Annotated in this window: 11 protein-coding genes; 5 read left to right on the plus strand and 6 right to left on the minus strand. The window is 58.7% G+C overall.

Annotated features, from left to right (window positions below; all coding sequences use genetic code 11):
- Positions 1–16 precede the first annotated feature (16 nt).
- Complete coding sequence (locus ACXAH3_RS01525; RefSeq protein WP_474860301.1) at positions 17–1,660, minus strand: CTP synthase; 1,644 nt, start codon at positions 1,658–1,660, stop codon at positions 17–19.
- A 270-nt stretch (positions 1,661–1,930) separates the two neighbouring features.
- Positions 1,931–2,299: a preprotein translocase subunit SecG gene (gene secG, locus ACXAH3_RS01530; protein WP_474860302.1), complete on the minus strand. Its 369-nt coding sequence runs from the start codon at positions 2,297–2,299 to the stop codon at positions 1,931–1,933.
- Between the two features lie 183 nt (positions 2,300–2,482).
- Between secG and ACXAH3_RS01535 the strand changes: the two genes are divergently transcribed.
- Both ACXAH3_RS01535 and ACXAH3_RS01540 read left to right on the plus strand, forming a co-directional pair.
- Positions 2,483–3,778 (plus strand): adenylosuccinate synthase, encoded by a 1,296-nt coding sequence (locus ACXAH3_RS01535; RefSeq protein ID WP_474860303.1) that lies wholly within the window; start codon positions 2,483–2,485, stop codon positions 3,776–3,778.
- A gap of 4 nt (positions 3,779–3,782) precedes the next feature.
- On the plus strand, positions 3,783–4,061 hold the full coding sequence (locus ACXAH3_RS01540) for a DUF2842 domain-containing protein (RefSeq protein WP_474860304.1): 279 nt from the start codon (positions 3,783–3,785) through the stop codon (positions 4,059–4,061).
- Positions 4,062–4,122: 61 nt separating this feature from the next.
- Here the strand turns inward: ACXAH3_RS01540 and ACXAH3_RS01545 are convergent, their stop codons facing one another.
- The gene (locus tag ACXAH3_RS01545; protein ID WP_474860305.1) at positions 4,123–5,961 is read right to left on the minus strand and encodes a hypothetical protein; all 1,839 of its coding nucleotides are present in this window, start codon (positions 5,959–5,961) and stop codon (positions 4,123–4,125) included.
- A 153-nt stretch (positions 5,962–6,114) separates the two neighbouring features.
- On the opposite strand from ACXAH3_RS01545, the gene ACXAH3_RS01550 reads away from it, so the two are divergent.
- Positions 6,115–6,798 (plus strand): thiamine diphosphokinase, encoded by a 684-nt coding sequence (locus ACXAH3_RS01550; RefSeq protein ID WP_474860306.1) that lies wholly within the window; start codon positions 6,115–6,117, stop codon positions 6,796–6,798.
- Positions 6,799–6,800: 2 nt separating this feature from the next.
- On the opposite strand, the gene ACXAH3_RS01555 is transcribed toward ACXAH3_RS01550, so the two are convergent.
- From ACXAH3_RS01555 to ACXAH3_RS01565, 3 genes are all read right to left on the minus strand, one after another.
- Entirely contained in the window at positions 6,801–8,180 is a 1,380-nt protein-coding gene (locus tag ACXAH3_RS01555; protein ID WP_474860307.1) for an L-serine ammonia-lyase, read from the minus strand.
- A 108-nt stretch (positions 8,181–8,288) separates the two neighbouring features.
- The gene (locus ACXAH3_RS01560; protein ID WP_474860308.1) at positions 8,289–8,642 is read right to left on the minus strand and encodes a YbaN family protein; all 354 of its coding nucleotides are present in this window, start codon (positions 8,640–8,642) and stop codon (positions 8,289–8,291) included.
- A gap of 70 nt (positions 8,643–8,712) precedes the next feature.
- Positions 8,713–9,396 (minus strand): glutathione S-transferase family protein, encoded by a 684-nt coding sequence (locus ACXAH3_RS01565; protein ID WP_474860309.1) that lies wholly within the window; start codon positions 9,394–9,396, stop codon positions 8,713–8,715.
- Between the two features lie 130 nt (positions 9,397–9,526).
- Here ACXAH3_RS01565 and rpiA point away from each other — a divergent pair, with 130 nt between their 5' ends.
- On the plus strand, positions 9,527–10,309 hold the full coding sequence (gene rpiA, locus ACXAH3_RS01570) for a ribose-5-phosphate isomerase RpiA (protein WP_474860310.1): 783 nt from the start codon (positions 9,527–9,529) through the stop codon (positions 10,307–10,309).
- 135 nt (positions 10,310–10,444) lie between these two features.
- Complete coding sequence (gene gor, locus ACXAH3_RS01575) at positions 10,445–11,812, plus strand: glutathione-disulfide reductase (RefSeq protein WP_474860311.1); 1,368 nt, start codon at positions 10,445–10,447, stop codon at positions 11,810–11,812.
- Positions 11,813–11,915: the final 103 nt, after the last annotated feature.

The following is an 11,915-nucleotide window of genomic DNA, read 5'->3' on the forward strand; positions in this document are numbered from 1 at the left end:
ATCTGTTCGGACAGGCTTAGACCAGCCGTTCAATCTCTTTCGCGGCGCGCACGAAATCGGCGAACAAGGGGGCTGGATCGAAAGGTTTCGACTTAAGCTCCGGGTGGAATTGCACGCCGATGAACCAAGGGTGATCTTTCCATTCAACGATTTCTGGCAGGCGTCCATCCGGCGACATGCCCGAGAAGGCCAGCCCGCATTTTTCCAGCTGCTCGCGATACTTGGTATCGACCTCGTACCGGTGACGGTGGCGTTCCTCGATGGTCTCGGAGCCGTACACCTCGGCCACCTTCGAGCCTTCGGTAAGCGAAGCGGTATAGGCACCCAAACGCATGGTGCCGCCCTTGTCGTCACCCACTTTGCGTTTGACCTTATAGTTGCCCTGAACCCATTCCTTCAGGTGATAGACAACGGGGGTGAAACGGGTCTTGCCAGCTTCGTGGTCAAATTCCTCGGACCCTGCATCGGCAATGCCCGCCACGTTGCGCGCGGCCTCGACCACGGCCATTTGCATGCCCAGACAGATGCCCAGATAGGGGATCTTGCGCTCGCGGGCGAACTGGGCTGCTTTGATCTTGCCTTCAGTGCCACGCTCGCCAAAGCCGCCGGGGACCAGAATAGCGTGGAAACCTTCCAGATAGGGGGCAGGGTCTTCGTTATCGAAAGGTTCCGCATCTACCCATTCCAGTTTTACGCGGGTCCTGTTTGCCATGCCGCCATGGGTCAAAGCCTCTTTGATCGACTTATAGGCGTCCTCAAGCTGGGTGTATTTGCCAACCACGGCGATCTTAACCTCGCCCTCGGCGTTGTGAATGCGGTCTTCCACATCCTCCCAACGGCTCAGGTCGGGCTTGGGGGCTGGCGCGATTTGGAACGCGTCCAGCACAGCCTGATCCAGACCCACATTGTGATAGGCCATCGGCGCTTCATAGATCGACTTCAAGTCATAGGCTGGGATAACGGCCTCTTGGCGCACGTTACAGAACAGACCGATCTTGGCGCGTTCTTTGTCGGGAATCGGATGCTCGGACCTGCAGACCAGCACGTCGGGCGCGATGCCAATGGAACGAAGCTCTTTCACACTGTGCTGGGTCGGCTTGGTCTTCAGCTCGCCCGAGGCCGCCAGATAAGGCAGCAGGGTCAGGTGCATGAAGATACACTGGCCGCGCGGACGTTCTTGGCTGAACTGGCGGATTGCCTCGAAGAAGGGCAGGGCTTCGATGTCGCCCACTGTGCCGCCGATTTCGCACAGCATGAAGTCGACCTCGTCATCGCCTATTTCAATGAAGTCTTTGATTTCGTTGGTCACATGCGGGATCACCTGAATGGTCTTGCCCAAGTAATCACCGCGGCGCTCTTTCTCTAGCACTGTGGTGTAAATCCGGCCCGAGCTAACCGAATCCGTGTTGCGCGCAGCCACGCCGGTGAAGCGTTCATAGTGGCCCAGATCCAAATCGGTCTCGGCCCCATCGTCGGTCACGAAAACCTCGCCGTGCTCAAACGGGCTCATCGTGCCGGGATCGACGTTCAGATAGGGGTCCAGCTTGCGCAGACGTACCGTGTATCCGCGCGCTTGCAAAAGTGCGCCCAACGCGGCCGAGGTCAAACCCTTGCCCAAGGATGAAACAACACCGCCGGTGATGAAGATGTAACGTGCCATATGGTTGGCTGCCCCCGTGATACTGGCGTCGTTGCGCCGCAATAGCTTGTAGTGAGATGCACAGAAATACAGGCAGAATCTGCCGCTGCGAATCCGGTCTTCACGGGATTAAAGATATAATCGATTCCGGTTCCCCGCGCAACCGGATCGTCTAGATAATGGGGCGGCAATGCGCCCCGCATCTAAGTGTTGTGTGGGTTCTCTATCGCCCGGGTTTCAAAGCGAAAACCGGTTCAACAGGGTAGGGCGGGCAGAATGACCTGCCCGAAATCAGTCGGCGCGCGGCGGCGCTAGGCTTTCGTCGGTGCTGACCGGGGGCAGCAGATCGCTGACATCGGGAACGGTCGGCACGGCATCGCCTTCAGCGGCAGGCACTTCAAGTCCCAGCGCATCCACGACCGAGCTGTCAGCTGAATTCTTGGCCGAAATGATTGTCAACGAGATCGAGGTGATCAGGAATGCAATCGCCAAACCCCAGGTCAGTTTGCCAAGCGCAGTGGCTGCGCTGCGTGACGACATGACACCGCCGCCTCCGCCGCCACCCATACCAAGGCCGCCGCCCTCGGAGCGCTGCAAAAGCACGATCCCGATCAGCCCAAGGGCAAGGATCAGGTGAATGACGAGGATGACGTTTTCCATATGGGGCGTTTCCCGTGATTTGGGTTCGTTCGATCTGCCGGGGTATGTAGGCGAAAAGATCGCAGGGTGCAAGCCGCCGCAGGCAGGATCGCGACCTTTCTGCATTCGCAGCAAATACTCCTTTCGCTGGGCAAGATGTGCGGCTATACCGGGCCGGGTTTTCTTTGAGATAGGAAAAAGACCATGGCCAATGTCGTTGTCGTAGGCGCCCAATGGGGCGATGAAGGAAAAGGTAAGATCGTTGACTGGCTCAGCGAACGTGCCGATGTGATCTGCCGGTTCCAAGGGGGGCACAATGCGGGCCATACTCTTGTCATTGACGGGGCGGTTTACAAGCTGCACGCGCTGCCCTCGGGCGTGGTGCGCGGTGGTAAGTTAAGCGTGATCGGCAACGGGGTCGTGTTGGACCCGTGGAACCTGTTGAAGGAAATCGAAACAGTTACCGCGCAAGGCGTTGAAATCACGCCGGAAACGCTGATGATCGCCGAGAATACTCCGCTGATCCTACCCTTCCACGGTGAACTTGACCGTGCCCGGGAAGAGGCCGCTTCGAAAGGTACCAAGATCGGCACCACCGGCCGCGGCATCGGTCCGTGCTATGAAGATAAAGTAGGCCGTCGCGCCATTCGTGTGGCCGATCTGGCAGACGACGCCACACTGGAAGCCCGCGTCGACCGCGCGCTTCAGCACCATGATCCGCTGCGCAAAGGTTTGGGCATCGAGCCTATTGACCGCGACGCGCTGATTGCGCTTCTGAAAAAGGTTGCACCGGCCATCCTGAAATTCGCGGCACCAGTTTGGAAAGTGCTGAACGAAAAGCGCAAAGCCGGCAAGCGGATCCTGTTTGAAGGCGCACAAGGTGCTCTTCTGGACATCGATTTCGGCACCTATCCTTTCGTGACGTCCTCGAACGTGATCGCAGGGCAGGCCGCTACAGGTGTGGGCATCGGTCCGGGTTCCATCGACTATGTTCTGGGCATTGTGAAGGCCTATACGACTCGCGTGGGTGAAGGCCCGTTCCCGACGGAACTGGACGATGATGACGGCCAGCGTCTGGGCGAACGTGGGCACGAATTCGGCACCACAACGGGCCGCAAGCGCCGCTGTGGCTGGTTCGACGCGGCCTTGGTCCGCCAGACCTGCGCCACTTCGGGCGTGTCGGGCATCTCGCTGACGAAACTGGACGTGTTGGACGGGTTCGAGACGCTGAAAATCTGCGTGGGCTATGATCTGGACGGCAAGCAGTTGGACTATCTGCCCACCGCCGCGGACGAGCAGGCCCGCTGCAAGCCGGTCTATGAGGAAATGCCCGGCTGGTCGGAATCGACAGAAGGCGCGCGCAGCTGGAATGATCTGCCCGCCAACGCGATCAAATACGTCAAGCGCGTGGAAGAGCTGATTGACTGTCCGGTTGCTCTGCTGTCCACCAGCCCGGAACGGGACGACACCATTCTGGTGACCGACCCGTTCGCGGATTGATCTGATGGCGCTGGGATACAAAGCCCGCAAGCGACTGGCTATTCTTGTGCTGGTCGTCGGGCTGCCGATCTACATCGTCGCGGCGGTGTTCGTGGTCAGCCTGTTCAACCGCCCACCGATCTGGGTCGAGTTTATCGTCTATGTGGTGCTTGGCTTCTTGTGGATGCTGCCCTTGAAGAACCTGTTTTTGGGGGTTGGTAAACCGGATCCGGACGAGGATGAAGCGAGCTATCCCCATGATCCGGCAGGGAAATACGCCCTGAAGGACAAGAAAGACCCATAAGAAAAGGCCCCGAAATCGGGGCCTTTTTTGCGTTCAGCGCTGTGGCCGATGTTGTGGTCAATCAGGCGGTTTGCTTGCCTTCCTGATCTGCACCAGTCAGCGAGTAACATCCCTGCGCCACTTTGATGATATCCCCTTCGCGCAACAGGCGGCCAAAGGCGCGCAAAGCGTCTTCGCGCGTGATTCCGCCGGGAACGTCAAGCTGAGTGACCAGTTTCACCACATTCGGACGGTTGAAGTGAGCTTCGCCTGATTCCTGGGTAACAAAGGCCGCAGCGGCGCGCATGTAGCCCGGAATGTCTGCGTGGTCGATATCTGCAGTGAACGCGGTGAACGCTTCGAGCTCTGGATTGTCGCTGACAGCAGGCTCGGCGTCCGGGTCGGTCCCGGCGTCAGGGCGCTTGCGTGAGGTGTTGACATTGACGCGACGCGGACGGATCACTCGATCGCGCGCGGCGGAAGACGACGCGTCTTGATCGGCGTCGGCCTCTTTCACGCGCTGTTCGGACACCAGCACCAAAGGCGAGGCGCGCTGCGGCTCGGGCGACTTGGTCGCATCCGCGCTTGGTGGCTTGACGGCCTGAGCCAGATCGCTGCGATAGGCTGTTTCCTGCTGCTCTTCCTCGGTCTCGGCTTTGTCGCCTCCACTGGTTTGATCCGCGCGGGTGGCCTGAACGGCGGCCTTCAGGTGGCTGATCGAATTGCGGCGGCGCGAGGCGCGCTGATCGTCCATCTGGGTGTTTGTCTCAGCCAGAATACGTTCAAGCGCAGTATCGTCTTGGGCCACTTCCTGATCGTCAAAAACCTGCGCACGACGTTCGCGACGTGCGTCCATGCGGCTTTCCTGCTCCATTGTCGACAGAAGGGCTTCGATCTCGTGATGAAGTTCAGTTTTGGGCGAATCTTCTTCCTGAGCAGCCGGAAGATCCTTGTCGACTTTCGACGAGATTTCCTGCACGGCCACGCGCAACGTGTCGTCCAGCGACAGGGGCGGCAGGGGCGCGGTTGTTGCTTTAAGCTCGGCGCGGGTTTCAGCCTCGGCTCGCGCCAGTTCGGCGGCCAGATCGGCCTCGGCGTCTGCGGACAGGGGGGGGGAAGCAGCTTCAACCTCGGCCGCATCTTCAATGCCGTCGCTTTCCGGCGTATCAGTCTGCGAAATAACGATCGAGTCTTTGCCATCGTCGCGGCGCTGGCGTTTGACACGCAGAACGCGCGAAACCTTAACAGGTTCGTCTGTTGCGCCATCATCCTCATCGTTCAGCGCGGTCGTGGCCAAAGCACCAGCGGCCAAAGCTGTCTTGATAGGTGCAGCATCCGCGGCAGCATCAGACGAACCGTCATCATTCATCGCGATTCGGTCTTTCACGCGCTGGCGCTTTGCATCGCGTTCTGCAGTCTCGGACACGGGTTCGTCTTCGGAGTTCGCCGACACAGTGTGAGAGTGGATCAGCTCTTCAAGCTCGTCCAAAGCATCCAGATCTTCCGACGTCGACTTGGCAGCATGTTCATCTTCCAAAAACTCGTCAGAAGTCGGCAGTTCTTCGTCAGCGGCAGCCTGCAAAAGCGACAGTTTGGAAAGGGCGTCGTTTTCGTCTGGGGCATGCGCTGCCTCGACCGGAGCGGTCTCGCGCGGCTTTAGGTCGTCGGCACTTTGGCGAAGGACAATGCTTTTGTCTTCGATCTGGGCATCAACTTGCTTCAGCGTTTCGCGTTCAGCAATCCGGTGCAGCACAGACGCATCCGGCGCAACAGGTTCGGCGCCGAAGGAACGGTCTTTTTCAGAGAGGTCGCGAAAGTATTCAGCGATAGACTTCATTGCGCTGAAAGGATCATCAAAACCTTCCAACGTGCACGAGAACGTGCCATAGGTAACCGTGAGGATTTTATTGTTGTCCACCATTTAAAACTCACTTTCTCAACCAGAACGACGACAATGATACAATTGGGTACATTTGTCTAATTATGCAGTTTAAATTGCGCAAAAGCGCGATGCGGGCGGGACATTTTTGTGGCCGAATTGTGGCGGTTATGAGGAATAGGATCAAAATTTTCCATGAGTTGTCAAATACCACGTCAGAAGACCGGTGTAACATTGCTTGGTGGCGGCCAGTTTTTCTCGCAAGACCTTGAAGAAGCGTTAACCATCGCCCCAAACCTGTTTGGCGTCGACAGTGGAGCGGATCATGCGGTCGCTTTGGGCCTTAATTTATTGGCTGTTTCGGGGGATTTCGACTCCATATCTGATGCCACGCGGGCGGCGTTGGGACCGGCGATTTTGATCGAGACCCTAGACCAGAATCGCACGGATTTCGACAAGGCGCTGGATCTGGCGGATGCTCCAGTGGTGCTTTGCGTCGGATTTACCGGCAAACGGATGGACCACCAGCTGGCCAATTACTCGGTTTTGGTGCGTCAGGCGCAAAGACCAGCGATTCTTATTGGGGAAAGTGACATTTGCTTCCATCTAAGCCATGACATCACGCTGGACCTTCCCACAGGCACCCGGCTGTCCTTGTTTCCGATGGCCTGTGTTATTGCCCATGCCACTGGCCTGCGCTGGCCCGTCGATGGGTTAGAGTTCGCGCCTTGGGGGCAGATTGGGACTTCGAACCAGGTGACGAACGGGCCAGTCAAGCTGTCTGCCGAGAGCGACGGATTGCTGGTGATCCTGCCGCGCGAATGTTTACGCGAAGCCGTGCGGGTGTTGTGGCAGGGCGACCCGGCGCTCTGCCCGTAATCTCAGCAGTTTGGGACGTTGACGGCAAGCCCGCCAAGCGACGTTTCTTTGTATTTCTCGCTCATATCCTGACCTGTCTCGAACATGGTCTTGATGCAGGCGTCCAGTGGGACCAGATGCGTGCCATCCCCGCGAAGGGCTAAAGATGCCGCAGACACGGCCTTGATCGCGCCAAGGCCGTTTCTTTCGATGCAAGGCACCTGAACCAATCCTCGCACCGGGTCGCAGGTCATGCCCAAGTGGTGCTCCAAGGCAATCTCGGCGGCGTTCTCGACCTGCTCGGGCGTGCCGCCCATCACGGCACAAAACCCCGCGGCGGCCATGGCACTGGCGGATCCGACTTCGGCCTGACAGCCTGCTTCGGCGCCCGAGATCGACGCGTTGTGTTTGACGATCGCCCCGATGGCCGAGGCAGTCAGCAGGAAATCATGGATGCGCGAGGGCACAGCGCCCGGTACGTGGTTCAGCCAATAATAGACCACTGCTGGCAACACGCCCGCCGCGCCATTGGTGGGGCTGGTGACGACCTGTCCCCCGGCGGCGTTTTCTTCGTTCACCGCCATGGCGTAGACGCTCATCCAATCGTTGATCGTATGGGGCGCTGTCAGGTTCAGACCCTGTTCGGCCATCAGACTGTCATGGATCGCCTTGGCGCGGCGTTTGACCATCAGCCCTCCGGGCAGGATGCCTTCATTCGCCAGCCCGCGCTGGATGCAACCCTGCATAACCTCCCAAATCCGGTCGAGTTTCTCGGCCAGCGTGGCCGGGCCCATATGCACGAGTTCATTGGCACGTTTCATCTCGGCGATGCTTTTGCCGGACGCTTTCGCCATCTCAAGCATCTGAACCGCGTTTTCGAACGGGTAGGGATGGATTTTGGCGTCGTCAGCGTCCAGTTTGGCTTCTTGCGCCTGTTCGGCCTCGGTCACGACGAAACCGCCGCCGATGGAATAATAGATCTCGCGGACCACAATGTCGCCTTGTGCGTCGGTCGCCATCAGCTGCATGCCGTTGGCGTGACCGGGCAGGGGGTGGTCATAGTCGAAGACCAGATCGGTTTTCGGCGCGAAGTTCAGGGTGCTCAGCCCCTCGGGCGACACGGTGCCGGTGGTCTCGATATCTGTCAGTGCTGCCTCGGCCTTGGCGTGGTCATAGCTGTCGGGCAGGAAGCCAGCGAGTCCCAGAATGGTTGCGCGGTCGGTGGCATGGCCGACACCGGTAAAGGCCAGCGAACCGTGCAACGAGGCTTTCAGCCCATGCACCTGAAACGGTTGGCTGCGCAGAAGGTCCAGAAACCGTGCGCCCGCCACCATGGGGCCCATCGTGTGGGACGAACTGGGGCCGACCCCGACTTTGAACATGTCAAAAACAGACAGGAACATTCTGACCTCGTTTTGTTTAACCTGATTATCTTGCGGGTATTCCCGATTAGAAGGGGGCGGAAAAGCGACGGTTTGTGCGACAATCGCGTTCAGGGGCAGAGCGGCGGATCAGTCGGGGCGTGTCAGCACAAAGGCAGCGCCCGCACCCATCAATGTGGCTTGCGAAAGCAGTACCCACCAAGCTGCGCCCAATAACAGCGAAATGACAAAGACCAGCGTCATCATGCTGACTGCCAGCGTTTTTGCACGACGCGAGATTGCGCCGCGTTCTTCCCAATCGCGAATGGCGGGGCCGAAATGGGCGTGGTCAATCAGCCAAGCGCGCGCGCGGGGGCTGCTGTTGCCAAAGGCAAATGCGGCGACCAAAAGAAAAGGGGTGGTGGGCAGCACGGGCAGGATGACACCCAACAGGCCGAGCGCGACGGCGACCCATCCAAGTGCCAGATAGAAATACTTGCTCATGTCTTGCGCCCGGTTTTTTAGCAACTGCACCTTCTGACGCGGATTGCCGATTGTCCAGTCGCAACCGTGCCTACAGCGCCACGCCTTCTGGCGGATTGGCGGGCGAGGGATGACTAAGCGGTGTCGCGCCCAACCCTTCGGCGGTCATGGCGGCTTGCATCGCCGGGCGGGATTCGATCCGTTCGGCAAGGTTTTGCAGGCGCGGCCAGTTGGTCAGGTTGAACCAAGGTTCGTCCCGCAGATAAAGAGCGAACCAACGAAGGGGTACCGCGACATAGTAATCCAGAGCGGTTGGATCGTCGGACCCGAACCACGTGTGGCCTTCCCCCAAAAGTGCTTCAAAGCGATCCAGATGCGCTTGCAGACGTTTTGAGACGATATCGCGGTGATCCTTCAATGGGCCTGCGGTGAATCGTTCCGCATAGAAATGCTGGCGCAAGTCGTTCTGCATCCCGTTTGACGCCACCATCATCCACGACAGAAACGCCCCTCGGTCCGGGCTGTCCACTGCGGGGGACATCTGCCCGGCGCGGTCTACGAGCCAAAGCAGGATTGCTGCCGTTTCAAAGACAACGCCGTTCGGTGTCTCAAGCGCCGGGATCGTCCCCATCGGATTGACCTTTAGATAGGCCGCGCTGTGCTGCGCATTGGTGCTGCGGTCGACCAATATGGTGTCGTATGGCACGCCCAGTTCCTCCAGAATCAACCGGACGATCAGCGAGGCATTGTCAGGGGCATAGTGAAGTCTCAACATGCGGCGACAGAACCAAATTCCAATACGAGAGACCAGAAAAAATATGCCTATGCGGGCTGGGTACTCGCCAAATTTGGGGCCGAGTCGTATATACTGCGCTCCAGTTGCTTGTTTTCAGGGATTCGTTGTTATGTCCGCAGAACTTTCACCCATCGATACGGCGAAAAGCATTGCTGCCAAATACGCTGTCCAGTTCGTCGAGGACGGAATGCGTGTGGGGCTTGGCACGGGATCGACGTCGGCTTGGATGATCAAATATCTGGGCGAACGGGTGCAGAACGAGGGGTTGAATATCGTCGGTGTCCCCACCAGCCACCGCACTGCGGGTTTGGCGCAACTGGCAGGTATTCGTCTGACCACATTGGACGAGGCCAAGTGGTTGGACCTGACCATTGACGGGACGGATGAATTTGACGCCGAGCTGACGCTGATCAAAGGGGGCGGCGGGGCGCTGCTTCAGGAAAAGATCGTGGCTTCGGCCTCGGACAAGATGATCGTGATCGCCGATCAGTCGAAATCGGTCGCCAACCTGGGTGCATTCCCCCTGCCGATCGAGGTCATTCCATTCGGGCTTCAAACCACCCGCGCCACGGTCGAGGCGCTGCTGGACGGAACCGACGTCCTGGGTTGGGAAGCCGTGTTGCGCGTCGAAGATGATGTGCCATTCGTTACAGACGAAGGTAATCACATCATAGATTTGCACCTGAAACGCATCGGTGATCCGCGTCATCTGGCGCTGGCGCTGAACCAAATCCCGGGCGTCGTGGAAAACGGGCTGTTCATCGACATTTGTGACATGGTGATCGCGGGCCATGGCGATGGTCGCATCGAGGTAACTGACCTGACCGATGGGTCCCTTAGCGAGGTCATGGTTGATAACGGCGAAGACGCGAACATCTTCGCGGATATCTAATCCGGTTCAGACGCAGAAACGTGATCAATGTGACAATTCCGGGGGTGGAAAGCCCTGCGGGAAGTGCCTAGCTTTCACGAACGACAAACCGGCAAGATGCACACCCGGTCGGGTGGGACGTGAAAGGCAATGGATATGAGCGGATTTGACTATGACCTCTTTGTAATTGGGGGCGGCTCGGGCGGGGTGCGCGCTGGGCGCGTGGCGGCCGAAGGCGGCGCGAAGGTTGCGCTGGCAGAAGAGTTCCGCATGGGCGGCACCTGTGTCATCCGCGGTTGCGTGCCGAAAAAGCTGATGGTCTTTGCATCGCAACACGGGCCTGCGGCGGCGGATGCTGCTGCCTATGGCTGGACTGGCAATGCGCGTGGCGAATTTGACTGGAAAGATACCTTCCGCCCCGCGCTTCATGCTGAACTTGAGCGGCTGGAAGGCATCTATACCCGCAACCTTGGCAACTCGGGCGCGGATATTTTCAGCGCACGTGCGGTTGTGAAAGACGCCCATACGGTCGAACTGTCCACGGGCGAGAGCTTTACCGCCAAGCACATTCTTGTGGCCACCGGCGGACGTCCCTTTATTCCGGACACACCGGGCGCGGCCGAGCTGGGCATCACCTCGAACGAGGTGTTCAATCTAGAAGAATTTCCTCAGCGCATCCTGATCGTTGGCGGCGGCTATATCTCAACTGAATTCGCCTGCATTTTCAACGGTCTGGGCAGCCATGTTGCCCAGTGGTATCGCGGCGCTCAGATCCTGCGGGGCTTTGATGACGAAGTGCGTGGATTCTTGGCCGAACATATCCGTGAACGCGGTGTGGACCTGCATGTCGGTCTTGAGGTCGAACAGATGGAGAAACGTGATGGCGCCATCTGGGTGAAAGGCACAGACGGGCGTGAAGAAATGTACGATCAGGTGCTCTTTGCCACCGGTCGTGTGCCGAACACCGACGGGCTGGGGCTGGAAGAAACCGGCGTGAAGCTGGGTCGTGGTGGGGAAGTGGTCGTCGATGACTACAGCCAGACCTCGGTCCCGTCGATATATGCGGTGGGCGATGTGACCAACCGGATCACCCTGACCCCGGTCGCGATCCGCGAAGGCATGGCCTTTGTCGAAACTGTCTTTAACGGCAACCCCACGAAGCCGGATCACGAAAACGTGGCCTCGGCGGTGTTCACCCAACCGGAATACGGCACCGTGGGCCTGTCCGAGGAAGCCGCACGCGCTCAAGAAAAGATCGACGTCTATTGTGCCGCCTTCCGCCCGATGCAGAAAAGCTTCATTGGCTCGAATGAACGAGTGCTGTTCAAGTTGATCGTCAGCCAAGCGACCCAGAAAGTGCTGGGGGTTCATATCGTCGGTGATGGCGCGGGCGAGATGATTCAGCTTGCCGCCGTAGCGGTGAAAATGGGCGCGACGAAAGCCGATTTCGATCGCACTGTGGCCGTTCACCCGACCATGTCGGAAGAGATTGTGCTGATGAAGTCGCCCACCCGCAGCGACTGATCCAGCGATTAGGATGGCGAAACTCATGAAAAGGGGGCGCATTGCGTCCCCTTTGCCTTGAAATTCTGTGCCCGAAGGGCCAGTTAAGAGCGCGAAACCCTGT

It is taken from the genome of Aliiroseovarius sp. ABM4_368, from assembly GCF_056161205.1.

What these genes read in the sequence shown, in the direction of transcription:
- ACXAH3_RS01525 (WP_474860301.1), bottom strand. Translation starts at nt 1,660, where the DNA reads ATGGCACGTTACATCTTCATCACCGGCGGTGTTGTTTCATCCTTGGGC.
- secG (WP_474860302.1), bottom strand. Translation starts at nt 2,299, where the DNA reads ATGGAAAACGTCATCCTCGTCATTCACCTGATCCTTGCCCTTGGGCTG.
- ACXAH3_RS01535 (WP_474860303.1), top strand. Translation starts at nt 2,483, where the DNA reads ATGGCCAATGTCGTTGTCGTAGGCGCCCAATGGGGCGATGAAGGAAAA.
- ACXAH3_RS01540 (WP_474860304.1), top strand. Translation starts at nt 3,783, where the DNA reads ATGGCGCTGGGATACAAAGCCCGCAAGCGACTGGCTATTCTTGTGCTG.
- ACXAH3_RS01545 (WP_474860305.1), bottom strand. Translation starts at nt 5,961, where the DNA reads ATGGTGGACAACAATAAAATCCTCACGGTTACCTATGGCACGTTCTCG.
- ACXAH3_RS01550 (WP_474860306.1), top strand. Translation starts at nt 6,115, where the DNA reads ATGAGTTGTCAAATACCACGTCAGAAGACCGGTGTAACATTGCTTGGT.
- ACXAH3_RS01555 (WP_474860307.1), bottom strand. Translation starts at nt 8,180, where the DNA reads ATGTTCCTGTCTGTTTTTGACATGTTCAAAGTCGGGGTCGGCCCCAGT.
- ACXAH3_RS01560 (WP_474860308.1), bottom strand. Translation starts at nt 8,642, where the DNA reads ATGAGCAAGTATTTCTATCTGGCACTTGGATGGGTCGCCGTCGCGCTC.
- ACXAH3_RS01565 (WP_474860309.1), bottom strand. Translation starts at nt 9,396, where the DNA reads ATGTTGAGACTTCACTATGCCCCTGACAATGCCTCGCTGATCGTCCGG.
- rpiA (WP_474860310.1), top strand. Translation starts at nt 9,527, where the DNA reads ATGTCCGCAGAACTTTCACCCATCGATACGGCGAAAAGCATTGCTGCC.
- gor (WP_474860311.1), top strand. Translation starts at nt 10,445, where the DNA reads ATGAGCGGATTTGACTATGACCTCTTTGTAATTGGGGGCGGCTCGGGC.